The 25,623-nt window shown below is 32.8% G+C and carries 28 protein-coding genes and 1 pseudogene; 7 read left to right on the plus strand and 22 right to left on the minus strand.

Going from position 1 to position 25,623, the window contains the following annotated elements; all coding sequences use genetic code 11:
- Positions 1-222 precede the first annotated feature (222 nt).
- The 8 genes from Q5N74_RS10765 to Q5N74_RS10800 all read right to left on the minus strand — a co-directional run bounded on the left by Q5N74_RS10765 (position 223) and on the right by Q5N74_RS10800 (position 7,571).
- Positions 223-1,047: a hypothetical protein gene (locus Q5N74_RS10765; protein WP_304388812.1), complete on the minus strand. Its 825-nt coding sequence runs from the start codon at positions 1,045-1,047 to the stop codon at positions 223-225.
- Between the two features lie 285 nt (positions 1,048-1,332).
- Positions 1,333-2,553, minus strand: a complete 1,221-nt coding sequence (locus tag Q5N74_RS10770) for a bifunctional alpha/beta hydrolase/OsmC family protein (protein ID WP_304389037.1) — start codon at positions 2,551-2,553, stop codon at positions 1,333-1,335.
- Between the two features lie 5 nt (positions 2,554-2,558).
- Positions 2,559-3,071, minus strand: coding sequence for a peptide-methionine (S)-S-oxide reductase (locus tag Q5N74_RS10775; RefSeq protein WP_369686030.1), 513 nt, complete (start codon positions 3,069-3,071; stop codon positions 2,559-2,561).
- A complete protein-coding gene (locus tag Q5N74_RS10780; RefSeq protein ID WP_304388813.1) occupies positions 3,068-4,027 on the minus strand; it encodes an aldo/keto reductase in 960 nt (319 codons plus the stop codon). The genes Q5N74_RS10775 and Q5N74_RS10780 overlap by 4 nt, the downstream gene beginning before the upstream one ends.
- Positions 4,028-4,042: 15 nt before the next feature.
- Positions 4,043-4,549, minus strand: a complete 507-nt coding sequence (gene msrA, locus Q5N74_RS10785) for a peptide-methionine (S)-S-oxide reductase MsrA (RefSeq protein WP_304388814.1) — start codon at positions 4,547-4,549, stop codon at positions 4,043-4,045.
- A 292-nt stretch (positions 4,550-4,841) separates the two neighbouring features.
- Positions 4,842-4,979, minus strand: coding sequence for a hypothetical protein (locus Q5N74_RS10790; protein WP_304388816.1), 138 nt, complete (start codon positions 4,977-4,979; stop codon positions 4,842-4,844).
- A gap of 263 nt (positions 4,980-5,242) precedes the next feature.
- Positions 5,243-5,908 carry a response regulator gene (locus Q5N74_RS10795; protein ID WP_304388817.1) on the minus strand — a complete coding sequence of 222 codons (666 nt, stop codon included), beginning with the start codon at positions 5,906-5,908 and terminating at the stop codon, positions 5,243-5,245.
- Positions 5,909-5,912: 4 nt separating this feature from the next.
- Positions 5,913-7,571: a tetratricopeptide repeat-containing sensor histidine kinase gene (locus Q5N74_RS10800; RefSeq protein ID WP_304388818.1), complete on the minus strand. Its 1,659-nt coding sequence runs from the start codon at positions 7,569-7,571 to the stop codon at positions 5,913-5,915.
- A gap of 228 nt (positions 7,572-7,799) precedes the next feature.
- Here Q5N74_RS10800 and Q5N74_RS10805 point away from each other — a divergent pair, with 228 nt between their 5' ends.
- Complete coding sequence (locus tag Q5N74_RS10805; protein ID WP_304388819.1) at positions 7,800-8,399, plus strand: YdeI family protein; 600 nt, start codon at positions 7,800-7,802, stop codon at positions 8,397-8,399.
- Between the two features lie 39 nt (positions 8,400-8,438).
- On the opposite strand, the gene Q5N74_RS10810 is transcribed toward Q5N74_RS10805, so the two are convergent.
- The 8 genes and pseudogenes from Q5N74_RS10810 to nusB form a co-directional block, all read right to left on the minus strand.
- On the minus strand, positions 8,439-8,897 hold the full coding sequence (locus tag Q5N74_RS10810; RefSeq protein WP_304388820.1) for a hypothetical protein: 459 nt from the start codon (positions 8,895-8,897) through the stop codon (positions 8,439-8,441).
- Positions 8,898-9,017: 120 nt separating this feature from the next.
- A complete protein-coding gene (proB, locus tag Q5N74_RS10815) occupies positions 9,018-9,788 on the minus strand; it encodes a glutamate 5-kinase (protein ID WP_304388821.1) in 771 nt (256 codons plus the stop codon).
- A 4-nt stretch (positions 9,789-9,792) separates the two neighbouring features.
- Positions 9,793-10,620, minus strand: a pseudogene (proC, locus tag Q5N74_RS10820) (pyrroline-5-carboxylate reductase); the annotation flags it as partial.
- A 252-nt stretch (positions 10,621-10,872) separates the two neighbouring features.
- On the minus strand, positions 10,873-11,313 hold the full coding sequence (locus Q5N74_RS10830; protein ID WP_304388823.1) for a GNAT family N-acetyltransferase: 441 nt from the start codon (positions 11,311-11,313) through the stop codon (positions 10,873-10,875).
- Between the two features lie 398 nt (positions 11,314-11,711).
- Entirely contained in the window at positions 11,712-12,158 is a 447-nt protein-coding gene (locus tag Q5N74_RS10835; RefSeq protein ID WP_304388824.1) for a hypothetical protein, read from the minus strand.
- Positions 12,159-12,348: 190 nt separating this feature from the next.
- The gene (yajC, locus tag Q5N74_RS10840; protein WP_304388825.1) at positions 12,349-12,630 is read right to left on the minus strand and encodes a preprotein translocase subunit YajC; all 282 of its coding nucleotides are present in this window, start codon (positions 12,628-12,630) and stop codon (positions 12,349-12,351) included.
- A gap of 48 nt (positions 12,631-12,678) precedes the next feature.
- Positions 12,679-13,143, minus strand: a complete 465-nt coding sequence (locus Q5N74_RS10845) for a DUF1573 domain-containing protein (RefSeq protein WP_369686031.1) — start codon at positions 13,141-13,143, stop codon at positions 12,679-12,681.
- A 78-nt stretch (positions 13,144-13,221) separates the two neighbouring features.
- Complete coding sequence (gene nusB, locus Q5N74_RS10850; protein ID WP_304388826.1) at positions 13,222-14,166, minus strand: transcription antitermination factor NusB; 945 nt, start codon at positions 14,164-14,166, stop codon at positions 13,222-13,224.
- Between the two features lie 227 nt (positions 14,167-14,393).
- Between nusB and Q5N74_RS10855 the strand changes: the two genes are divergently transcribed.
- Both Q5N74_RS10855 and Q5N74_RS10860 read left to right on the plus strand, forming a co-directional pair.
- Positions 14,394-16,157 carry an ABC transporter ATP-binding protein gene (locus tag Q5N74_RS10855; RefSeq protein ID WP_304388827.1) on the plus strand — a complete coding sequence of 588 codons (1,764 nt, stop codon included), beginning with the start codon at positions 14,394-14,396 and terminating at the stop codon, positions 16,155-16,157.
- 143 nt (positions 16,158-16,300) lie between these two features.
- Positions 16,301-16,690: a PUR family DNA/RNA-binding protein gene (locus Q5N74_RS10860; RefSeq protein ID WP_304388828.1), complete on the plus strand. Its 390-nt coding sequence runs from the start codon at positions 16,301-16,303 to the stop codon at positions 16,688-16,690.
- A 55-nt stretch (positions 16,691-16,745) separates the two neighbouring features.
- On the opposite strand, the gene Q5N74_RS10865 is transcribed toward Q5N74_RS10860, so the two are convergent.
- Complete coding sequence (locus tag Q5N74_RS10865; protein ID WP_304388829.1) at positions 16,746-17,081, minus strand: tRNA-binding protein; 336 nt, start codon at positions 17,079-17,081, stop codon at positions 16,746-16,748.
- A 47-nt stretch (positions 17,082-17,128) separates the two neighbouring features.
- Here Q5N74_RS10865 and Q5N74_RS10870 point away from each other — a divergent pair, with 47 nt between their 5' ends.
- On the plus strand, positions 17,129-17,692 hold the full coding sequence (locus Q5N74_RS10870; RefSeq protein WP_304388830.1) for a thioredoxin family protein: 564 nt from the start codon (positions 17,129-17,131) through the stop codon (positions 17,690-17,692).
- A gap of 30 nt (positions 17,693-17,722) precedes the next feature.
- Here the strand turns inward: Q5N74_RS10870 and Q5N74_RS10875 are convergent, their stop codons facing one another.
- The 5 genes from Q5N74_RS10875 to Q5N74_RS10895 all read right to left on the minus strand — a co-directional run bounded on the left by Q5N74_RS10875 (position 17,723) and on the right by Q5N74_RS10895 (position 22,714).
- Positions 17,723-18,211, minus strand: coding sequence for a GNAT family N-acetyltransferase (locus Q5N74_RS10875; protein WP_304388831.1), 489 nt, complete (start codon positions 18,209-18,211; stop codon positions 17,723-17,725).
- A complete protein-coding gene (locus Q5N74_RS10880; RefSeq protein ID WP_304388832.1) occupies positions 18,212-18,757 on the minus strand; it encodes a YfiT family bacillithiol transferase in 546 nt (181 codons plus the stop codon). It lies immediately after the preceding gene.
- A gap of 19 nt (positions 18,758-18,776) precedes the next feature.
- A complete protein-coding gene (locus tag Q5N74_RS10885; RefSeq protein WP_304388833.1) occupies positions 18,777-19,199 on the minus strand; it encodes a hypothetical protein in 423 nt (140 codons plus the stop codon).
- A gap of 218 nt (positions 19,200-19,417) precedes the next feature.
- The gene (locus Q5N74_RS10890) at positions 19,418-20,350 is read right to left on the minus strand and encodes a peptidylprolyl isomerase (RefSeq protein WP_304388834.1); all 933 of its coding nucleotides are present in this window, start codon (positions 20,348-20,350) and stop codon (positions 19,418-19,420) included.
- Positions 20,351-20,509: 159 nt separating this feature from the next.
- Entirely contained in the window at positions 20,510-22,714 is a 2,205-nt protein-coding gene (locus Q5N74_RS10895) for an ATP-dependent DNA helicase RecQ (protein WP_304388835.1), read from the minus strand.
- A gap of 202 nt (positions 22,715-22,916) precedes the next feature.
- Between Q5N74_RS10895 and Q5N74_RS10900 the strand changes: the two genes are divergently transcribed.
- The 3 genes from Q5N74_RS10900 to lptB all read left to right on the plus strand — a co-directional run bounded on the left by Q5N74_RS10900 (position 22,917) and on the right by lptB (position 25,570).
- Complete coding sequence (locus Q5N74_RS10900; RefSeq protein WP_304388836.1) at positions 22,917-23,882, plus strand: SIS domain-containing protein; 966 nt, start codon at positions 22,917-22,919, stop codon at positions 23,880-23,882.
- Positions 23,882-24,715: a twin-arginine translocase subunit TatC gene (gene tatC / locus Q5N74_RS10905; protein ID WP_304388837.1), complete on the plus strand. Its 834-nt coding sequence runs from the start codon at positions 23,882-23,884 to the stop codon at positions 24,713-24,715. The genes Q5N74_RS10900 and tatC overlap by 1 nt, the downstream gene beginning before the upstream one ends.
- Positions 24,716-24,829: 114 nt before the next feature.
- Positions 24,830-25,570 (plus strand): LPS export ABC transporter ATP-binding protein, encoded by a 741-nt coding sequence (lptB, locus tag Q5N74_RS10910; protein WP_304388838.1) that lies wholly within the window; start codon positions 24,830-24,832, stop codon positions 25,568-25,570.
- The last annotated feature ends 53 nt before the right edge of the window (positions 25,571-25,623 follow it).

Consider the following 25,623-nt stretch of genomic DNA (forward strand, 5'->3'; position numbering starts at 1 on the left):
AATAATATTAAATTAAAAAAAGATAACTTTATAGAAGTTTTGGAAATTTAAACAGTTCTAACCAGGGGAAGCCTACAAGATAACCCCTAAAACAGATTGTTTTTAGGTTTTTTTTCTGTTTACTTGAAGGATAGTTCATGTTTTTAAATAATAAAAATAACCACTAATTCCGCCTTAACAGGAGTAAATAGTGGCTATTTTATATTAATCTACGCTTAGTAACTAATTATCGTCTTCTACATTATGAGTATTCAACCATTCCTCCCCCTTTTTATCTAAAAAGAAGTCCATCCAAACATAATACATGATTTTATCTTTTTCTACAGAAACCGAATGACTTGAACCTAGTGGTATGTGCAATACAGAATATTCTGGGAAACCCACTTTAGCATCATCTGCATAAACAACACAATCATTTTCTGAAAGCCCTAAAAATAATTGTTCAAGCATAGGGTGTTCATGGAAACCTACTTTATCTGGTCCCTTTGTTTGAACTGTTCCCATGGCTATTCTAGGTATGTACTTATTAGGCAGTATAGTCCGACTTACTGTATTGGGGCTTTTAATAGGCTCTGTATATGACTTACAATCTGTGAATTTTGCATAATATACATTTTGTGTGTGTTCTGCAGGGAACTCTTTTAAGTCTAATAGGTCTTGAGTTGTTAACTTACTCGATATTTTTAAGTAATGTAGGGTATCGTTTTTTGCTGTTTTAATAGTAATTTCTTTAGCTGAATTTGGTAATAAAATAGTTTCTGGGACTATTTCATAAGTGTTATTTGCCGCCATTACATTTCCTTTACCTTTTACAAACAAGTATATTGTTTTATAGCCTTCTTTAGAATAATCTAGTAATGCATGTTCACTTGTAATAGCTACATGGGCAACATGAATTCCTTTAATTTCGTTGTCTAAAATTGATTTGGAATATTGCTGTGTGTTTGTATGTAATTGTGTTTCTAAATTCTCAATAGGAATTTCTTGGCTATACACAGAAAGTGTCAACGCTAGTAGACACAGGAAAGTTGTTATGTGTTTTTTCATTTTAATTAATTTTAGATAAGATAATATTTTTTTATAATCAACTTAAGCTAGAGGTCTCAATTTTATAATTAAATAGACTGGTATTGATAATAATAATAGAGACCTAGATCAAATAACTTTGGCCTTTGCTCAACTCCATACTTTGTAGACACCTCTAATTCTAATACATTAGGAGCGAATACTGTAATTTCCGGTTTTCTTCTAACACTTTTATATCATCTTATAAACATAAACCTACTAAATAAAGCTCACCGTTTCTTATATTCATTTAAAGAATAGCTCGTTTTATTCCAAAAGTTCGGTATCAAAAATTACTTCGCCTGCAACTGTTTTATGCACTGGACATTTGGAAGCAATTTCCTTTAAACGTTTTTTTTGTGCGTCATCTAGATTTCCAACAAATTTTAATTTTTTAGAAATATGGTCCAAATACCCAGGCTCTTCAACATCCAATTGCAATTCATCACTATGTTTTTTTGCATGAGATATGTAAACAAATACTTCCTGTAAATCCCATTTTTTACGTTCAGCATATAATTTCAAGGTCATAACGGTACAGCTTGCAATGGCGGCATTAAGATACTCGTAGGGCGATGGACCAAAATCGTCACCACCAACACTCACGGGTTCATCGGCAATAAAACTATGTTTCTTGGTTTGTAATTGGGTTGTGAAGTTATTCTCGGTTATATCGAGATGCGCAACCAACTGCTCTCCTCCTGTTTGTAACATATCATTATCAGCAGGTTCAAAATATCGCTGTACCCAGGTACCAATCATATTACCTGCATAAACACTATCGCGTTCATTACTTAATAGGTGGTCGGCTTGGTCTAAACTCACGAAGCTTTTTGGGTGGTGGGCTTCGTGGTATAATTTATGTGCGTTTTCAATGCCCACAACCTCGTCAAAAGGCGCATGCATTATTAAAAGAGGTTTGCGTAAATTTTTAGTGATTTCCGCTAAATCGGTTTTACCAAAATCGTCTACAAATTCTTGGTTTATTTTAAACGGCCGTCCACCAATATGAACTTCAACTTCTCCTTTTTCTTGAACTTCAGCAACACTGTGTGAAAATAAATGCGTGACATGATTTGAAGTTGCTGGAGCCCCAATAGTAGCTACTGCTTTAATAGTATTCAATTTTGAAGCTGCGACAATTACAGCGGCACCACCTAAGGAATGCCCCACCAAAAGGCTTGGTGCTTTATAATGTGTCTCTAGATACTTGCTCACATCTAACAAATCATTAATATTTGACGAAAAATGACTTTCAGAAAACGCGCCTTCACTCCTGCCTAATCCTGTAAAATCAAACCGAATCACACCAAAACCATGTTTAGTTAAAGCCCTACTAATATTCTTCACTGCATTTAAGGTACTATTACACGTAAAACAATGTGCAAATATGGCGTATTGTGAAGGTTTTTGATTAGCGGGTAATTCTAAAAGCGCATGAAGTTCGTAACCATTTCTATTTTCTATTTTCAGTTTTGTATTCATAATTAGCTTTATTTTATATGTGTCAATGCTTCTATTATAGTTACAGAAGTAAATTGCTGAATTAACAGTTTCAATTTTGGATTGATGTATGTTTCACAAAACGGTTTCTGTGGATTTTTTAAATAATAATTTTTAATAGCCTCATGAGACGCTTTAAAATTTTTGAATGCCAAAGTCTGTGTGATTATCTCATTGTTAAATTTCGATTGTAAACTTCTAATGGTTTCTTTAATAGGTTCTGAATCTTCTGCATTAAAATAATAAACGGCAGAACGGTATTTTTCACGCATACTATGTTGAGATGTACTCTTATGTGTATATAAATGAATTTCTATTAGAATTTCTAATGAAATTTCTTCCGCATTATATGTAACAATCACTGCTTCTGAAAACTCTTGAGCTTCACCTTCTGAAGCAATCCACCCTTGCTCTACAACAGAAACACCTTTTAACATTTGAAAAACAGCTTCGGTACACCAATGGCAGCCACCTCCAAACCCTATTTTTTGTATAGGTTTCAATTCCAGGCTAGTTCTTTACGCTCTTGCCAGTACGCTTCCGCAGATATACCAAAGGCACTTAATTGCTCCACTTCTGAAGTTGATAGCATAAATGTATCCGCTTTAAGATTTGATGCCATGTGCTCGGAGTTGTTTGCACCACTTAAAACCGTTGCTCCTAAAAAATAATCCATACAGTAACGTAAGGCTACTGCATCGATACCAACTTGGTGTTTTTCTGCTAAAACCTTCATAAAACTATATAAATTGGTGTAATTTGAATAGTTATCATTTGGTATTAAGCGTCCATTAGCCAAGGCTTCTTTTATTATAAACGGACCTTCTAATTCCTGTAATGCTTCTTTTAAAATTGCTACACTTTGATCTAATACATTAAAAGTACATTGATAAGATTGAAATAATTTTTCACCATCAATCTCAATTTTTAATGCCTTTTTAAGCACTTCTACTTGATTCGACCCCGTAGTTGTTAAGCCAATAATAAGTCCGTTTTCAATTTTCAACTCATGTAAACGTCGTAAAACGGCCTCATTCTCTAAAACTCCGGTATCCAAAGTAGCCGAGTGTATTTGGTATATTTTTAAATTAGGTGCTAATTTTTTTGAGAATATCCACTGCTCATTCAACTTATTTAAGGAATGCTCTTTAACTTCATGTTGTGTGGCATCAGGATTAAAATTTGCAACATAAGTGTAACCCCATTTTGTTGACACAACTATGGAAGGATCATTTTTTTGATGTACCCAATCGACTAGTAACTCTTCTGCAATACCGTAGCCTGGAGAAGTATCAAAAAAACGGATTCCTTTGTTATAGGCGTCTTCAAGTACTTCTAAACCATTAGCTTTAAATGCTGGTAGCGAGAATGGCTCTTCTTCCTTATTTTGCTTCAGGTTTATGTAAAGTGGCCTCCCAATGGCTGCTGTTCCAAACCCTATCTTACTTTTTTCTTTCATTTAGACTTTTTATGTTCAAGAAGCTGTTTCATTTAAAAAAGTATCGAAACGTTCAAAATGACAGGTGTATCCATCTGGTTTTCGAAGTAAGTAATCTTGATGTTCTGGTTCTGCTGCCCAAAAAGTTGTAAAAGGCTCTAACGTTGTTACAATCTTTCCTTCCCATTTATTGGAATCATCAACAATTTTTATAATTTCTTCTGCAATCGCTTTTTCTTCTTCATTTTGAAAAAATATAGCAGAACGGTAACTAGACCCTAAATCATTTCCTTGCCTATCTAGCGTTGTTGGATTGTGAATTCTATAGAAATAGTCTAGAATATCTCTAAAATTAGTTTCATTCTCATCATAGGTTAATTCTAGACCTTCAGCATGCCCCGGGTGGTTGCGATACGTTGGGTTGTCGTTTTCACCACCAAGATAACCTACTTCTGTATCTTTAATACCTGGTCGTATTCTAAATAAATCTTCCATTCCCCAAAAACAGCCACCTGCTATATATACTTTTTTATAATTGCTCATTTTGTATTGTTTTAAAATTATAATTCTATTAAAATTAAGAGTCAAAGTTAGGCATTAGTCCATTAATTAATAATAAAAAGCACCTTTGATATGCTCCAATTCATAGAATAAGAACAACATCGTGTTCCAAATAAATTAGAAGTGTAATTAAATGAATTGTGACACTAATGTACTCTCTAAATTATAGTCCGTAATTTTAGATTGAACTTACAATGAATCCTTTTGACTTATGTAAATTTAAAGATAAGAGTTATTTTTTGAGGAATAAAACTAAAAATATGCAGCGAGTAACTTAATACTTACCATCAATCTCTTTAGCCCTTTTTGAGTACCCCACATGCTTACCGAAGAAATAACCTATTAAAAACATAACAATAGGTACTAATAACATTAAAACTACTTGTGGCATGGCTATAGCAATTGGTGTCATGGTTTTTGTTTTTTATAAGCACCTACTTCCGTTTAAAGTCCCTTTTCGGTTTGTTCTGACTAAAGAACAAATGTAACCCCACTATCGTTTTAATCTTTACGGTTAACCATAACGACAAAAAAAAAGAGCACGCTTAAAAAGCGTGCTCTTGAGTTTACCCCCCCAAATTCTTGCTAACATGCAAAAAAGGTATTAATAGCATACCAAAGGTAGACACTATTGGTTGCTACTTTTTACGGAAATCCGTAATGGTTTAAATTATTTTAAATAAGTCCCAAATCTTTTACAATCGCCACTAGGTGAATGGCGTTATTGGCCTTAAACTGGACACGTAATTTGTTTAGACGTTTTTCAATAGAACTTAAACTATTTGGTGATATGTGCTGTGTTTTTAAATATTTACTAATCTCATCTTGAGATAAACCTTTTGATAATTGCCTTACTAACTCTATATCGAAATTATCTATTTCCAACTCGTTTTTAGGACTCAAGGCTGCGATAACTTCGGGCGACAAATAGGTTTCGTTATTAAAAACCGCATGGACGGCATTTGTTAATTCGGTTAAACCTCTTCTACTTTTGCATACATAAGCATCCACATGGTAGTCGTTTATTAAAGTGCGTACCCTTTGCAGGCGGTCTTCTACAGAATACACAATTACTTTTATATGAGGGTATTCCTTTTTTATGGCTTTTGCCAGATCTTCACCCGACTCGAATTTCTGCGTGCGATGGTCTTGTTTAAAAGATAAATCGGTAATAAGAAGTTCGTAAGGTGCTGCATCTAACTCTCCTTTCTTAATTTTCAAATAAGCATCATCGCAGTACTGCGCTTGCTGTATTTCTGATATACCCAAATCTGTTAGTAATGTATAAACGCCTTTATGTATATCGTCCATATCTTCAGAAACCAAAACTTTTGTAAACATGCTCTTAAATTGTAATTGTTGCTTTAAATCCACTATTGGGTTCAGAATCAAAGATAATTGTTCCATTTATAGATGCCATACGGTTTTCCGTATTCAGTAAACCATTGTGCTTTAAAACCTTGCATCCAATACCATTATCTTTATAATCGATTACTATTTTATTCTTAGTTAGACTAAAACTTATAAGTACAATAGATGCTTTACTATGCTTTCGCATGTTCGTCATTAATTCTTGCAAAACCCTGTAAATTGTAGCTCTTTTTAAATCGGGAACACCTTGCCAGTTTATAGCCGATAGATTTTTCGCTATAACTCCCACTTCTTCAGATTTGTAGCTAATTAATAAATCGTAGAGTAAGTCGTTAAAATTCCCCTTCACATTAATAGCACTAATCCCTTTGGAAATATCTCTGGTACGTGTATATATTTTTTCCAGATCGTCCAGTAAATCGTCTTTGTTATTTGAATTATTTTGAAGCTTGGTCATGGCATGATACACATCGTTAGCCACCTCGTCGTGCACTTTCTTAGAAATTCTAGATTCAGTCGTGTAAACGACTTGAAGTTTATCCTTTCTGTGTTTAGATTTAAGTATAATCCATAAAAACAGCGCACTTAACAAAACAACAAACATTAAAAACAGATATACCAATTTTAGCTTTCTTTGCTTTTCTTGTTGAAGTTCGCTCTCTACTACTAATTTTTCCTTTTCGCCTATATTGTATTTAATTGCTGCAAACTTGTTTTCTTGTAACTGCTTCGTTTTTTCTGATTCTAAACTTAGTTTTAAGTAATTCTCAATAACAGGATTTTTATCTTGTTTTAATAGCAACTTCATAGCCTCTAATTGGTATATAGGACTATTTAAGGTATTTGCAATAGTTTGAACTTTTAGTGAATACTCCCGAGATTCAGGTAACATATCACGATCAAAATAGTATAAAGCCATATGCCTGTAACTAGAAAAAAGACCAGGTAGATCTTCTGTTTTCTTTCTAATATCTAGAGCCAACATCATATTCTTAATAGCCATTGCATTACCAACCTTCGATTGAAAATAGCCTAAATTATCTAAATAAGTTGCCTGAATATATGGGTCTTTTAAATTTAATACTTCCTTATAATATGAATCCAATTCGGTGATAGCACTATCATACTGTTCTTGGTCTGCATAGATGTTGGCCATATTATTTACAATAGCTACTTTATCAACCAAATGCGCATTTAACACGAGTGCCTGCTTATAATAACGCAAGGCATTATTAAAGTCTTCAATTTTTCTGTAAAGCATCCCTAATTGGTTTAATAAACGCTGTCTAGGCTCTATGGCTTTGGGGTTGTTTTTTATAGGATCTAAAAGTTTGAACGCCTTAATGGTTGTTGCCTCACTTTCATAAGGAAACCCCATTTTAAACTGGCCTAAAGCTATAAGTTCAAGATAATAGGCTGCACCAATAGTATCATTCCGTTTCAAGGCTTCTTTTGACTTGTTCTCAAAAAAACCGAAGGCTTTACTAGTAACCTCCATGTTTTTTATTTCATTTATAGAATTATAATAAATGAGCGTACTATCTTTTATATTTTGAGATACTACAGGAACGTTAAACATGCAATGAATAACTATAAAACAAAAAAAGAGTCGCGACTTTTTATTTAACTTCATGCCTCCAAAATACTAACTATTTTTTCTACAATGAGCCTTGTTATTCCCAATTTTTGGATGGGTATCTTTTCGGAAAAATCAAACTACTAGCATTCAAGTTGATGAGTTGAAACAATTCTCATTATTCAGAGTCATTTAATGTTCAAAAAACAACATGATACTTTTCTGTTGATATTGGCTGAAAAAATAATTAAATTCGTATACAACAGGTTGAAGCACCAAATACAGATGAAAAAAGTAAGTTCAGTTGAAGAATACATTGAGGAAAACAACCATTTTAGCGAAGCATTAACTCTTTTGCGAGGTCTTTTTACCAGTACCGAGTTAGAGGAATCTATTAAATGGAATGCACCCGTTTATGCACTTAACGGAAAAAACGTGATGGGTTTAGGCGCATTCAAACAGCATTTTGGAATTTGGTTTTTTAATGGTGTGTTTCTAAAAGATGAAAAAAAACTCCTAGAAAAGGCTCAAGAAAAAACAAAAGCCTTACGACAAATGCGCTTTGAATCTATAGATAATATTGATAAAAACACAGTGTTGGCTTACATAAAAGAAGCCATTGAAAATCAAAAATTAGGAAAGGAGATAAAACCAAGCAAAACAACTCCAAAGGATATTATAGTGCCGCCCGAACTTGGAAACTGCTTCAAAGACCATGTAGCATTACGGGATGCCTTTAAGTCACTATCACCTAGTAAACAGCGTGAATATTGCGCCTTTATTACCGATGCCAAACGAGATGCTACAAAACAAACCCGCTTAGAAAAAATAACACCCATGATTTTACAAGGAGTTGGCTTACACGATAAATATAAAAACTGCTAAATAAAAAAAAGTTCCGATGTCTCGGAACTTTTTTTATGTTTAAAACAATCCGACGCGTACATTAGGAGTTGCTACTCTTACACCCGCGCTAACACTGCTAGAGCGTCTTGGATATCTTTGATTGTAATGTTCATGATAACCATAATAGTAAAAGGATGCATGACCGTAATAACTTGCACTATGGTGACAATGTGAATCACAATGGCTATAATGCGATTTGTACGCGTCCTTTTTACCTTTTACATAGGCTTTATGCGCTTTTTTGTCTTGGCGCTTTAAATCCTTCTCATAAGCTTGTTGTTCTTTCCAAAAGGCCTCCTCTTCTGCTTTAGTCTCTGCAACAAATTGTTGTTCATACTTAGCGTCTTCATAAGCCCGGTTTTGGTAATACGACTGCTTATCTACTTTGGTTTCACTTGCTATTTTGGTTTCTTGTGCATATCCTACAGAAACCAAACTAACGGCTACAATTGATACTACTATTTTAAATAATTTCATGATGTGTCATTTTTTAAGTTATACTTAATAAGCGCTTTTTAAAGCTCCTTTCATTATTAAGACAACTAAAAACTAAATGACCCTACCACAACATCTAATTATTTTTAAAATAACAGATAATTATAACGATACTTTTGTACCAACAGCCTTACCATCAATAATATCGATGATAACGTTATCCGTTTTACCGTTAACAATAAAAGTTGGAATGTTGTTGGCCGCTGCTTCTTGAGCATAGTCTAATTTAGAGCCCATACCGCCTCTTCCTTCTTCTTCTTGCTTATTACTATCCTTTATATATTTATCTAAATTTTCTTCAGGATTAATATTAGTAATCAAATCACTGCTTGCTGAATCTGGATGTCCTGTAAAAACACCATCAATATCGGTTAAAATAATAAGCTTATCGGCACCAATTAATTGTGCTATTAAACTTGCTAGCTCATCATTATCAGAAAACATAGACATGGTAACCGATACGGCATCATCTTCATTTGCAATAGGAATTACGCCTTCTTGCAATAAACCTTCACAACAATTAATCATGTTTTGTCTGTGTACACCAGGGCTAAAATCACGTTTAGTTGGTAACACTTGGGCACATTTCATCCCAAAATCATTAAATATATTGTAATACAAACGCATCATTCTTGGTTGCCCAATAGCTGAATATACTTGTCTACGTTGTGTTTTATTTTTTATTTTAGACTTACCTAAAACTTCTTTTCCTGCAATTACAGATCCAGACGAAACTAGAACACAAATAATATCGCGTTCATATAATTCGGCTATTTGTTTTACTAAATTACGTAAAACGGGTCTAACAATTCTATTGTCTTTGTTGGTCATTACATTTGTACCAACCTTAATAACTATTCTTTCTTTATACATTATTTTAATATTCTTTTCCTAATTCTACAGCGCGATTAAACGCCGCAAATGCTGCATCTTTTATTAATACGTTTACATTGTTATCTTGCATAGAATCTAACGCTGCGCGCGTAGTTCCTCCTTTAGAAGCCACTTTTTCCATCCAAGAATTTGGTGATAAATTAGACTGGTTAAAAAGCTCGACAGCTCCTGTAAACGTTTGACTTACCAAAACGGTAGAATCATTTTTTGAAAAGCCCATTTGTAAAGCAGCTTCCATCATACTTTGCATAAAGTAGAAAACATAAGCTGGCCCACTTCCTGAAATACCTGTAGAGGCATCGATAAAATTCTCACTACTTACACGCATCGATTTCCCGGTGGTATCTAATAAGCTTTCTACAGTTAACATTTCTATTCTAGAAACCTCTGGAGATATAACGTATGATGTTAAGCCTTTTCCTATTTGTGCTGGTAAATTAGGCATCGCTCTAACAATCTTGTTCAATCCTGTTATTTCTTTTATTGAGGCTATAGAAACACCTGCCATAATAGAAACTATAATTTGTTGAGGTTGCACCAAAGTTTTAATCGCCTTAAAAACACTTTCTGCATGGTATGGTTTTACGGCTATAAATATAATATCTGCTTGTGGAACGCAATCTTTCAACTCGCTAAAAGCATCAAAATGAGATATATCGTTTAATTCTGCAAGTTTTTCTTCAGACTTGTCTAAAACCATGATGTTTTTCTTCTTCAACAATTTTGATTTCGACATCCCTTCTGCATAAGTAAGCCCCATGTTACCTGCTCCAATTACTAGTACTTTCATTTGTTTTTGTTTATTGGTATATTTATTGTTTAATTCCTTTTTTTACTACTAAACGAATAACATACAATCACTACAGTCTTTTACTTCTCCATAATAAGTCTCTCTATATTTATGAAGTGTTTTAACAGGTAAGCCAAACAGATACTTTCTAATATAAGTAACCTTTGTGGTTAACTCGCCCATTTTTATACTGTGCCTTTTTTCGTATGTTGTTTCTCTTTTTATATATAAAATTTTCATTGTGTTTTGTCTTTAATTTGTTAAAAATATTGGTTATTCTCTAACCAATCTCAATTCAATGTTTCTAGATTTAAACCCTTGCTTTTCAAATAATTTAACCACTGGGTTATCTTTATTTACATGGGTTGAAATATCGCCATTGCAATACGTAATAGTATGCTTAACTAATGCTTTACCAATTCCTTTTTCTCTAAACTCCTTTTTAACCGCTATATAAACCAATATATTCTCTGGTATGTACTCGTTCATTCCTGTTTTATTTATTACAACAGCTCCTAAAATGCTATTATTATGCTCCATAACAAACACATACCCACCTAAACCAGGTATCTCTTTTGCTGCGTATAAAATAGATTTTCTTATGGCACTTTTAGTATCTCGTGCCTCGGAAGAATTTTCAAATAAAAAATTCGTTATTCGATTGATGTCAATAAATGATGGCTTTGAAAATGCGTCAAAGGTTTTTATAGTCATTAAAAAGTATTGTTTTAAAGGACATCAAAATTAAAAGCAATGTCATTTAAAAATTCAAAATATGCAATTAGAGGAAATAAACACTATCGTACATTAGTGCCTTGGTAAAACTGATAATTAGCAAAGAGTTATAGCTGGGTATAAGCTCTTAATAGGAAGTGCTAGGAGGAATAAATTTATCGGATTGATTCCTAAAAATTAAAAAGTTAAAGTTAAATATTCTACAGTTCTGCCTTTCATGAAGTCCTTTACTCATGGTGCAAATTTACAAAAACTGACTGCCAATAGCAAATAACCTACGTTAATAAACTATTAAAAACGCATTAAGTGAATTTATATCTTCCAGATCCAGAGATAATTACCCGGCTAAATATAAATTCAAAATTTATTTATTTCCGTTAAGCGGCGCTTAAACCAGATACTCGTTTTGTAGACTCTAAAACACCTTGTTGTGTTAGTAATTTTAAATCGCTGAACTCTTTAAATTGATTAAATTTTTCAACATCAATATGGTTTTCATTTAAATACATTTCAAAATTTGTAATGAATTCTAAAGTTTTAAGTTTACTTTTTAATTGTGATTTCTCGATACGCAAATCATGCAAACGCTTTACTTCCAGCATTTTACTATTTTTATTCATGATCGTAAATACATTTTTAACTGAACTGGAAGCACCATTTTTCGTTTTTTCTATAACCAATTGATTATGAGAGGACCCGTTTTTAACCCACATTTCTGTATATAAACTAAAACACAAATTAATAAAAAAAGCCTTCTGTTGGTAAGCTAAAAACATTATACTGTTGGTGATTGAAACCACTAAACAAACTAAAAGTAAATCCATAATTGAAAAAATTAAATTAATAAGCAATTCAATTATTAGACAACCAATTAGTTACTTACCCTACCTTCCTAAATTAATTTATTTTTTAGTTTTAAATAAAATATCCTAAAATATTACAGGCTATTTGAGTTTTAAGCATAAAAAAAACTTCCAAAATTGGAAGCTTTTTTAACATACTTAAAAGTATAATTTATGCTTGTGCGTTAGCTTTAGAGCTCAATTCCATCGAAATGGCAGAACGTTCGTACTTAACTTTTCCAGACATGGTTTCAATAACACAAGTTTGGTCTTTATCATTAAGTTCTAAAACTTTACCGTGTAAACCACTTTTGGTAATAACTTTATCACCTTTTGATAATTCTGAATTAAATTTTTTCTCTTTTTTGGCACGTTTCATTTGTGGTGCAATCATAAAGAAATACACAACCACAAACATTAGTATAAACGGTAAAAATTGACCGATTCCTTCCATTGTTCTCGTTATTAATTAGTTATTTAGTGTGCTGCTCTTGCAGCGGAATTAATTTGCTATTGGATTAAGTTCTTGCACAAATGCAGAAATTTTAACTGCCTCAGATCCCTTTTCGGTATTTGCTGTTACTGTAATCGTTTTTGATATTTTATTAGCACCACTACCGTTATACTTCACGGTAAATTTTCCTGTTTTTCCAGGAGCTAAAGGTTCTCTACTCCAATCTTCTGGTACCGTACAACCACATGTACTTTTAATATCAGTAATCACAAGCGGAGCATCTCCAGTGTTTTTATAGTTAAATACCGTTTCAACAGATTTACCTTTTTGTATCACACCAAAATCGTGCTCAGATTCTACAAATTCAAGTACAGGAAATTTAGTTGACTTCGCATCTCTAAGAGCTGCTGCCGTTACATTAGCTTCTTCAACTTTTTTAGAAGCATCTTCTTTACAAGATGTAAAAGCAATTACACTTAGTACACTTAATCCTAATATTAATTTTTTCATCATTAAACTATTTTTTGTTCAAGCGTAAAAATAGGAATTATTTAATCTATTAAAAATTTTTAGCAGCTTGTTAACACAATTTTACATCAATCCGCGACCCACTTTTTTTAGAGTGCCTTCCCCTTCATACTCTTTTACCAATTTATCTAAAATACCGTTTATAAAAACACTACTTTTTGGCGTAGAATACTCTTTGGCAATCTCTAAATACTCATTAATGGTTACTTTCACAGGTATGGATGGGAAATGCTTTAACTCGCTAATAGCTAATTGAAGCAAAACATAATCAACACTTGCAATACGATCTGAATCCCAGTTTTGTGTTTTCTTTCCTATTTCCGCGTTTAAAACACTTCTATTTAAAAGCGTTTTTCTGAATAAATCGATGGCATACTGCTTATCATCTGCATCTTTATAAAGTTTCGGAGTAAAATAACCTTCAGCCGATGTATTTTTAGCTTTTCTTAAAAGTTTTAAAATGGTTGTGTTTACCGTTGGCAAATCATCTAACCAAGTTAAGTTTTTGTCTTCTAAATAATCGTAAAGTTTCTCGTTTGGTGCAATAATATCTTTAAACACATCTACGATAAAATCTTTATCTTCCTTAAAATCAGACACCTTAGTGGTCATATATTCTTTATACAAATCACTAGACGTAATGGCTTTAAAAATAACATCTACATATTCGCTATCTAATTCCCAATTCGAAATATTATAAACCTCTAATTGGTTCTTTAATTGGAAATTATCTGAGATAAGTGCAAGAAGTTGGTTGTTCACAAACTTTTTGTTTGGGTCTTTATCTTCTTTAGTAGCTAAATGTTTGTTTTGCTTTTTTTGTAGATCGTTCTCAGCTCTTTTTTGAACTTCAATAAGTAACGATAGTATTAATAAGTACAAGTTGTACATATTGTCTATACTAAACAGTAAAAATTTTTGATCTTTACTAAAATCATCACTTTCTCCCCCTTTAAAGGCATACATGGTTTGCATTACTTTTACACGGATATGTCTTCTGTTTAGCATAATTACAATGAACTTAAAATTTATAAAAACGAAAATTTTATTATTTCGTGGTGCAAAAATAACACTATTTTAAAAAGTTACTTCATATTTTCTGCTTTTATTATTCACTAAATACTTTATACTATTTTTAACAATTACTAAACAGTGAATAAAGCTATTTCTGTTTTTAAAACTTTATATTTGCTAACTAATTTAGTACTATTTCCCCATATAGATTACACCTTTAAATGAAAGAATTACAGCACTTAAACAAATACTTTTTAAAATATAAAAAACAACTTTTAATAGGTACTGTAATTACGATCATAGCCCGAATGTTTTTATTATTTACACCGCGTTACGTTCGAGAAATTTTCGTAATTATTGAAAAATATTTAAAAGGAGGTGTTTCAGAACAGGTTGTAAAGGCAGAATTAACCGAAGTAATTATCTATATTATTGGTGCGGCATTAATTGCTGCCCTCTTCACTTTCTTTATGCGCCAGTACATTATTAACGTATCGCGCTATGTAGAATTCGATTTAAAAAATGAAATCTACAACCAATACCAAAAACTTTCTTTAAACTTTTATAAGCAAAACAGAACCGGCGATTTAATGAACCGTATAAGTGAAGATGTTGGTAATGTACGTATGTATGCGGGTCCTGCCATTATGTACAGCATAAACACCATTACCCTTTTTGTTATTGCGCTTATTTACATGTTTAATGAAGCACCAAAACTCGCGTTATACACCGTGTTGCCCTTACCAATATTATCCTTAGTTATTTATAAATTAAGCAAAGAAATACACCATAGAAGCACCATCGTGCAACAATTTTTATCGAAATTATCTACATATACACAAGAATCGTTTAGTGGTATCTCGGTTATTAAAGCCTATGGTATAGAGCCACAAACTTCAGCTAATTTTGAATCGTTGGCTAAAGAAAGTAAAGAAAAACAGATAAACCTAGCGAAAGTACAAGCATGGTTTTTCCCTATGATGATTTTACTTATTGGTACCAGTAACTTACTTGTTATTTACGTAGGTGGTATGCAATACATTAATGGTGAAATTGAAAGTTTAGGAACCATTGCCGAGTTTATTATTTACGTAAATATGCTTACATGGCCCGTTGCCACTGTGGGTTGGGTTACCTCTATTGTACAGCAGGCTGAAGCTTCTCAAAAACGTATCAATGAGTTTTTAAAGTTAGAACCAGAGATTAACAACACCACCGAAGGGCCTACCAAAATTACGGGAGATATTGTTTTTAACAATGTGAGATTTACTTATGATGACACCAATATACAAGCATTAAAAGGTGTTAACTTCCATATTAAACAAGGTGAAACTTTGGCTATTTTAGGAAAAACGGGGTCTGGAAAATCGACTATTTTAGATTTAATTGGGCGTTTGTATGATATTGATGGAGGGGCAATTTTAATAAACGGCATTACTATTAAAGATCATAATTTAACCAGTTTAAGAAACAGCATTGGTTACGTACCTCAAGATGCCTTTTTGTTTTCAGATACTATTAAAAACAATATAAAATTCGGGAATCAAGAAGCTAGTGATGAAGCGGTTTTTGAAGCTGCTAAGAACGCACAAGTTCATAAAAACATCATCAAATTCAATAATGGTTATGATACTGTTTTAGGTGAACGGGGTATCACACTTTCGGGTGGACAAAAACAACGTGTCTCCATTGCACGTGCCATTATAAAAGCACCAGAAATTTTATTATTTGATGATTGTTTATCGGCTGTAGATACCGAAACTGAAGAGAAAATATTGAATAATTTAACGAAAATAACCAAAGGAAAAACCTCTATTATAGTGAGCCACAGAGTATCATCGGCAAAAAACGCTGATAAAATTATTGTTTTAGAAAATGGTGCAATCGTTCAAGAAGGCACACACGAAACACTTATAAATGTTGATGGATATTACCAACACCTTTACTTAAAACAATTAAGCGAAACGGCTTCTAATAAAGACTAAACGCTTTGTTTGCAAACGGGTAGCTTGCATTAAATGCAACGAATACGGATACTTTAAAAAGAAATATCATAAAATGTTGGTTAGTATCGGTTTTTTTTAGATTTTTGATATAAATTGATAATATAATAAATTTCTATACAAATATGAACAACAATGACATGATGGAGAAAGAGGAGATTTTTTCTAAAGTATTAAGAGCAGGAAGACGCACATATTTTTTCGATGTAAGATCTACAAAAGCAGACGATTATTATCTAACAATTACTGAAAGCAAAAAATTCACCAACGACGATGGTTCGTTTCATTACAAAAAGCATAAAATTTATATCTACAAAGAAGACTTTAATGAGTTTAAAGATATTTTAGCTGAAATGACAGATTATATTATTAATGAAAAAGGCGATGAAGTAATTAGTGAGCGCCACCAAAAAGATTTCAAAAAAGAATACGATACTGAAACTATTAGTGAAGGTGATGATGAAACTACAACATCAACCGAAAGTTTTACCGATATCGATTTTGACGATATTTAGTAGAACATTCAAAAAAAACATATATAAAAACCGTTACTTTTAGTAGCGGTTTTTTTTAGTTTACAGCACTGCCATTTTTCACTGGCTGTTCTGGGTTTAGCAACATAACATCCTTACCATTCACAGCTCCTAAAACCAAGCACTCACTCATAAATTTCGCTATCTGTTTTCTGGGAAAGTTTAAAACCGCCACGATTTGCCTTTCTAACAAATCTTCCTTTTTATAAAGCGTGGTAATTTGTGCCGATGTCTTTCTAATACCGAAATCACCAAAGTCAATGGTTAATTGGTAAGCGGGGTTACGTGCTTCAGGAAAATCGTTTACTTCAATAATAGTTCCAACCCGTAAGTCTACTTTAGAAAAATCTTCAAAAGTTATTGTATCATTCATTCTTCAAAAATATAAATAATCCCGAACTTTGAATAAAACTTTTCAATATGGCCAATACGCCTTCCAACATGCTACCTTTAGGTACCACAGCTCCTTATTTTGAATTACCTGATACTATTAGCGATACGCTGGTAAACTTAGAAACTATAAAAGGTAATACAGCTACGGTTATTATGTTTATTTGCAACCACTGCCCTTTTGTAATTCATGTAAACAAAACGCTTACTGACTTAGCGAACACGTATTCAAAAAAAGGAATTGGTTTTGTTGCCATTTCAAGTAATGATGCTGTAAAATACCCGCAAGATGGTCCTGATGAAATGAAACTACATGGTATAAATGAAAACTATCCTTTCCCTTATTTATATGATGAAAATCAAGATATAGCAAAAGCCTATGATGCGGCATGCACGCCCGATTTTTATGTATTTAATGCTGAATTAAAATTAACATATAGAGGCCAATTAGACGATTCTAGGCCAGGAAATAATAAACCTGCTACAGGCAACGACTTGAAGAATGCTTTAGACTGCCTTTTAGAAAACACAGCAAACACTGCCATCCAAAAACCAAGTATTGGCTGCAATATTAAATGGAAAACCCCTTCCTAAACTCGGCTTTAAAGCAATCACTTTTTATAATTAAAGGGTAAGTTGCCAGAAGCCTACATCATGCCACTTATCAAATTTAAAACCGACTTCTTTGAAGTGTGCCACTTTTTCAAATCCAAAATTTTCATGAAGTTTTATACTCGCGTCATTGGGTAATGTTAAACCACCAATAACCACATGGAAATTTCTTTGTTTAAGTTGCTGTAATAACTCGGTGTACATTTTTTTCCCCACTTGCTTCCCTAATGCGGTGTGCTTTAAATAAATAGTTAGTTCAACGGTATTTTTATAAGCAGGTTTCGTTCGAAATGTATTCGCGTAGGCATAACCCAAAATTTCATTTTCTTCTTCAAAAACTATAAAAGGAAAACAGGCTGAAATAGTGTTTATTTTTTCTTCAAAATCTTCTTTTGAAAAAGGAACCAAATCTAATGTAACAATAGAATGCATTACATAATAATTATAGATATCTACAAGTTGTTGCGCATCTGCAAGGGTTACAGGTCTAATCGAATCCATCTAAATCCAGTTATTACGTTTCATTAAATTTTCTATATGTGCATAATGGTGGTTGCTATGCCATGCATATGTACCCACATTCTTTTTTAAAACAACCTCACTTTGCGTTTCTGGATGCACAAAACATCTCTCCAGATCATCTTCGGATAAACCTTTTAATAAATAAACAAGTTTAGCGTGAATGGCTTTTAAATGAAGTAAAGACATATCGATAGCCGTAAATTTACTATCAAATAATTCGGCCCACCTATCTTCATGATACGCTTTAATAACCGGTTTATCTTCGGTTAAAGCCCATTTAAATCGTGTATAACTATGGTGGTGACTATCGGATAGATGATGAACAACTTGCCTTACCGTCCAACCTTCTGGTCTATAAGGTGTATCTAATTGTGCATCAGACAAATTTTTAACAAGGTTTTCTAAACGTAAAGGAAAATGTTCTAATATAGAAATCCAACCTTCTATTTGTTGAGTAGAAATATTATTTGGGCAATCAAATGGCCCAATTGGGTATTTAAATTTTTGTAATTCTTGCTCTGTCATAAAAGCAAATATAGAATTTTTAACCGGTTTCTAGTAAACCGTTTTTAACCCAATTCATGGCAACATACAAATCGGTAAACCTTTTTATTTTATCCTTAAAAAACAAGTTTTCAATAATGTAATTTAAATCGCCTGATCTATGACTTGATACCACATAATAGCTTTTTAAACAGTAATTATTTTTATAATATTTCAACCAATCTGTAGCCAAAACCGAATAGGAATTAATTCTGTTCGAGATATAAATTAACTCTTTTCCTGTAGTTCCTAAATACATGGCTATATCCTCAGATATTAATTTACCATATTTACTCCAACTAAAAATGACACCTTCCCCTATTTCGGAGACAACTATACCTTCAAAAATAAATACATCTCCAAAAGGATAATTAAGTTCCTTTATAACATCGTCGTAAAAAATTGTTTCTTTAATGCTTACCATGTTGTAAAACTAAATATTAATTAATTTCACATTATAAGATTTCGACGAGTTGATAAAAATGCTTCGGCGAAAGGACAGTTTCCTTATATTTCATAGACACCTACCTTTTAATTAGATAACAAAAAAAAGAGACTATTCTGATAAATCAAAATAGCCTCTTTTCAAGCTGTATATGTAAAAAGTAATTATTCTTTGTTTAACTAAAAACAGAATTTTAATTACTTAACATTCATTAATTCTACATCAAAAATTAAAATAGCATCTGGAGGAATAACACCACCTGCACCGCTACTTCCGTATCCTAAATGGCTAGGAATTACAAAACGTGCTTTATCACCTACGTTTAATAATTGAATCCCTTCATCCCAACCTGAGATTACTTGACCAACACCTACTGGAAAATCGATAGGTTGGTTACGTTTATATGATGAATCGAAAACAGTACCATCAGCCAATTGTCCTTTATAGTGTACCGATACGTTTTTACCTTTTTCGGCTTTAACTCCAGTTCCTTTTTGAATAATTTGGTAACGTAAACCACTTTCAGTTTTACTAAAACCGGTCGCTAATTTATCTAATTCTGCTTCGCCTTCCTTTTTTACATCTGCCAATCTTTTTTCTCTTGAACCTTCAAAAGTTCTAAAAGCTTCAATTGCATTATAAGCTTCAGCATCTGCACCAACTCTTACAATCTCTAAAGTATCAATTTTATCTCCTTGAGAAATAGCGTCAACGATATCTTGACCTTTAACAACTTTACCAAAAACAGTATGTTTATTATCTAACCATGATGTTTCAATGTGTGTTATAAAAAACTGACTTCCGTTAGTACCAGGACCTGCATTAGCCATAGATAATACACCTGGACCATCATGTTTTAATTCTGGATGAAATTCATCGTCAAATTTATAACCTGCATCTCCAGTACCTGTTCCTTGTGGGCAACCACCTTGTATCATGAAATCTGGAATTACTCTATGGAATTTTAAACCATCGTAATAAGGAGTTCCTTGAGGTTTTACTTTATTTTCTAAGTTTCCTTCGGCTAAAGCTACGAAGTTACCAACTGTACCTGGTGTTTTTTTGAATTCTAAAGCAACAAGAATTTCTCCTTTTGTTGTGTTGAATTTTGCGTATAATCCGTCTTGCATTCTATTCTTTTTTAATGAGGATGCAAATATATGAAATGATTAACAATTGTTTATTCTAAGAATGACAAAGTTTATAATAAACAAAGTTCCAAAGTTTAATGTAAAAACATTTTAAACTTTGGAACTTTAATTCAATCTATTATTTCGCGTTTTACACCCCTAATTAGCGACTTCGCTAATAAACTTTATTCTATATAAACGAAGCTCTTCATCATCATAATCGCCATCAAATTCGTCAATAGCGGTATCAATACTATCGGTTTTAGATTCCATAAAGTAGTCATGAATTTCTTCTTGCTGGTCTTCATCTAAAATCTCATCAATCCAATAAGTTATATTCAGTTTAGTTCCTGAATACACAATGGCTTCCATTTCTTTAATAAACTCTTCCATTGTCATCCCTTTTGATGAAGCAATATCATCTAAAGGTAATTTTCTATCTATATTTTGAATGATATAAAGCTTATTAGCAGAATTAGTACCCGTAGATTTAACAACTAAATCGTCTGGACGAATAATATCATGCTCTTCAACATAAGATTCAATAAGTTGAATAAAATCTTTACCGTATTTTTTTGCTTTTCCATCGCCAACACCATGCACATTCGCTAGCTCGACCATGGTTATGGGGTATTTCAATGCCATATCTTCAAGCGAAGGATCTTGAAAAATAACGAAAGGAGGTACACCTAATTTTTTGGCATTCTTTTTACGTAAGTCTTTTAGAAGGTTCATTAGCAACACATCTGCAACAGCACCTTCACTTTTAGCAGCTGTTACAATACTACCATCTTCTTGCTCACCATCAAAAATATGATCTTCCGTCATCATAAACGACGTTGGATTTTTTATAAATTCTTTACCACCGTCTATTAACTTAATAACACCATAGGTTTCAATATCTTTTTTAAGAAAACCAGATACTAGAACTTGCCTTAATAAGGCCATCCAATACTTTTTATCTTTGTTTTTTCCTTTTCCAAAGAATGCTTGTTCGTTAGTTTTATGCGAGTTAATTAAGGCATTTTCTTTACCTGTAACCACATTTACTAAATCTTTGGATTTGTATTTTTCGTTTGTATTATCAATAGTCTCAAGCAATAATTTAACATCGTCTTGGGCTTCTATTTTCTTTTTAGGATGCCTTACATTATCATCCATATCTCCACCTTCTCCCGTTGCATTATCAAATTCTTCACCAAAATAGTGCAGAATAAACTTTCTACGAGACATAGACGTTTCTGCAAACCCAACAACTTCTTGTAATAAGGCATGCCCTATTTCTTGTTCTGCCACGGGTTTCCCAGACATGAATTTTTCTAATTTTTCAATATCTTTATAGGCATAATAGGCTAAACAATGGCCTTCGCCACCATCACGACCTGCTCTACCAGTCTCTTGGTAATAACTTTCTATACTTTTAGGAATATCGTGATGAATTACAAAACGCACATCAGGTTTATCGATACCCATACCAAAAGCAATGGTTGCCACCACTACATCAACATCTTCCATAAGAAACTGATCTTGGTAATTCGATCTCGATTTCGCATCTAAACCCGCATGATATGGTACGGCCTTTACACCATTAACCTGTAAAACCTGTGCCAATTCTTCAACGCGCTTTCTACTTAAACAATAAACAATTCCAGATTTCCCGTCGTTTTGCTTAACAAACCGAATGATATCTGCATCTACATTTTTTGTTTTAGGGCGTACTTCATAATATAAATTAGGTCTATTAAAGGAGGCTTTAAATGTTTTAGCACCATTTATACCTAAGTTTTTAATAATATCTTCTTGTACTTTAGGTGTCGCCGTAGCGGTTAACCCTATAATGGGAATATTATCACCAATACGACCTATAATGTTTTTTAAATTTCTGTATTCTGGTCTAAAATCATGCCCCCACTCACTTATACAGTGCGCCTCATCAATAGCCATAAAAGACACTTTTACCGAGCGTAAAAACTCAACATTCTCTTCTTTGGTTAGGGATTCTGGAGCTACGTAAAGTAATTTGGTTACGCCGTTAACGATATCTTCCTTAACACGTTTTACTTCCGTTTTGTTTAATGATGAATTTAAAACATGTGCAATGCCTTCTTCATTCGAAATACCACGAATGGCATCTACCTGATTTTTCATTAAAGCTATTAATGGTGAGACCACTATAGCTGTTCCTTCTTGCATTAAAGCTGGTAATTGATAACAGAGTGATTTACCACCACCTGTTGGCATAATTACAAATGTATTATTACCAGATAATAAACTTTGAATAACTCCTTCTTGGAGTCCTTTAAATTTACCAAATCCAAAATGTTTTTTTAGTGCAGAATGCAAGTCGTTTTTTGCTATTAACATGAATTATACTAAAATTTATTTAATCATTAAAAAATATAAAAATATCAAAACACTATTTATTATTTTTAAAGTGTATAGAGAGAACCCTCGTGATTTTTTCGTTAGTTTTGTAACGAAATTCGAAATTACGATAAAATCAATTTGGATTTATATTTAAAGATAACAATTTCTTTAAAAGCATCAACTAAAAAATTAATAAATTTTGAATAGTAAAAGTTCAATTATCAATATCGCAAAGCAAACGATTGAATCTGAAAGTAAAGCCATTTTAAACCTATCTAGTTTAGTGAATGAGGATTTTGCCGACGCCGTTACTCTCATCTACAATTCTAAAGGACGGGTAATAATTACGGGTATTGGGAAAAGCGCCATTATAGCAAGTAAAATAGTTGCGACCCTAAATTCGACGGGAACTCCTTCTGTTTTTATGCACGCTGCAGATGCTATTCATGGCGATTTAGGCCTAATTCTTGACGATGATGTTGTGATTTGCATTTCAAAAAGTGGTAATACTCCTGAAATAAAAGTGCTTATTCCTCTTATCAAAAGAGCTAAAAACAAAATGATTGCCATTACTGGTAATACAGAATCCTTTTTAGGAGAACATGCCGATTATATTTTAAACGCATACGTTGAAAAAGAGGTTTGCCCGAACAATTTAGCGCCAACCACAAGCACCACTGCCCAATTAGTAATTGGAGACGCACTTGCGGTATGTTTATTAGAATTACGTGGTTTTTCTAGTACCGACTTTGCAAAATACCACCCAGGCGGTGCTTTAGGTAAAAAATTATATTTACGAGTTAACGATATTTCATCAGTAAACCAAAAACCAAGAGTTGATGGTTCAACTAGTATTAGAGATGTTATTATTGAAATAACAGAGAAAATGCTGGGTGTTGCAGCGGTTGTTGAAAATGATAAAATTATAGGCATCATCACCGATGGCGATTTACGTAGAATGTTAACCAAGGTTGACAACTTTTCAAAGCTTACCGCCAAAGATATTATGAGCGCCAACCCAAAACGCATTGAAGCAGAAGCTATGGCTATTGATGCTTTAGAAATTATGGAAACTCATGGCATTTCTCAACTTTTAGTAGAAGAAAACGGTGCTTACGCAGGGGTTGTACACATTCACGATTTAATTAAAGAAGGCATTATATAATGGCGAAAAAGAATATAAACGAGATGTCTTTTTTAGACCATCTTGAAGACTTACGTTGGCATTTAATTAAAATAGTATTAGCAATCACGATTGTGGGTACTTTGGCATTTATTTTTAGCCGATTCATTTTTGATGACATCATTTTCGCGCCCTTAGACATGAATTTCCCAACCTATGAATGGTTGTGCAAAATGGCAACATACATGAGTCTAGACACTAGTTTCTGTAATGATAAAATTCCGCTTATTTTGCAAAACAGAACCATGGCTGGACAATTTTCCGCTGATATTTGGACTGCTATTTTAGCCGGATTCATTATTTCATTTCCGTATATTATTTACCAATTATGGAAATTTATTAGTCCTGGTTTACATGAAAATGAACGTAAACATTCTCGTGGTTTCATAATTATTTCGTCGTTACTATTCTTTACAGGTGCCTTATTTGGTTACTACATTATCACGCCACTATCTATTAACTTTTTAGCAAACTACAGCATCTCAACACGCGTAGACAATCAAATAGATATCAGTTCGTTTATAGGCTTAGTGCGTTCATCGGTATTGGCATCGGGTATTATTTTCGAGTTACCTATTATCATTTATTTCTTAACTAAAATAGGCTTAGTAACCCCTGAATTTTTAAGAAAATACAGAAAATATGCCTTAATACTTGTATTGGTTTTATCGGCTATTATAACGCCTCCAGATATTGCAAGCCAAGTTATTGTAGCTATTCCTATTTTAATTTTATATGAAGTAAGTATTTTTATTTCTAAAATTGTAATACGGAACCAAAATAGAAAACTAAAAAAACAGGTTCGAAATAAATAGGTATTACGTTTTGGAATACTTAAAAAAAGACCTGCGTTAAACAAAATATAAATTAAAACATCTGTTGCGATAGTGTATATGATTTCACTATTTTTGACGTTCAGTATATAAGATATGATTTTAAGAGCTCAAAATTTAATGAAGTCCTATGGTGGACGAAAAGTGGTTAAAGATGTTTCTTTACAAGTGGAGCAAGGCGAAATTGTTGGACTTTTAGGTCCTAATGGTGCTGGTAAAACTACTTCTTTCTACATGACGGTTGGGTTAATTAAACCTAATAGCGGTCATATTTTTTTAGATAATACTGAAATTACACAATACCCTATGTACAAACGTGCACAAAACGGTATTGGTTATTTGGCTCAAGAAGCATCCGTTTTTAGAAAATTAAGTATTGAAGATAATATTTTAAGTGTATTGCAACTTACCAAACTTAGCAAAAAAGAACAAGTACATAAAATGGAATCGCTTATCGAAGAATTTGGTTTAGGGCATATTCGTAAAAGTAGAGGTGATTTATTATCGGGTGGTGAACGTAGACGTACTGAAATAGCTCGTGCCCTAGCAACCGATCCAAGTTTCATTTTATTAGATGAGCCTTTTGCAGGAGTTGACCCTGTTGCTGTTGAAGATATTCAACGTATTGTAGCACAACTTACCAAAAAGAATATAGGTATTTTAATTACAGACCACAACGTACAGGAAACATTGGCCATTACTGATAGAACCTACTTAATGTTTGAAGGTAGCATTCTTAAAGCGGGTGAACCGGAAGAATTAGCCAACGACGAAATGGTACGTAAAGTATATTTAGGTCAGAATTTTGAATTGCGTAAAAAGAAAATTAGAGAGTAATTCTCGGCCTCAGTAAATTGACTAAATTTTATTCATAATTGAACTGCATTCAG

Source organism: Mariniflexile sp. AS56 (assembly GCF_030552475.1).
Lineage (GTDB): Bacteria > Bacteroidota > Bacteroidia > Flavobacteriales > Flavobacteriaceae > Mariniflexile.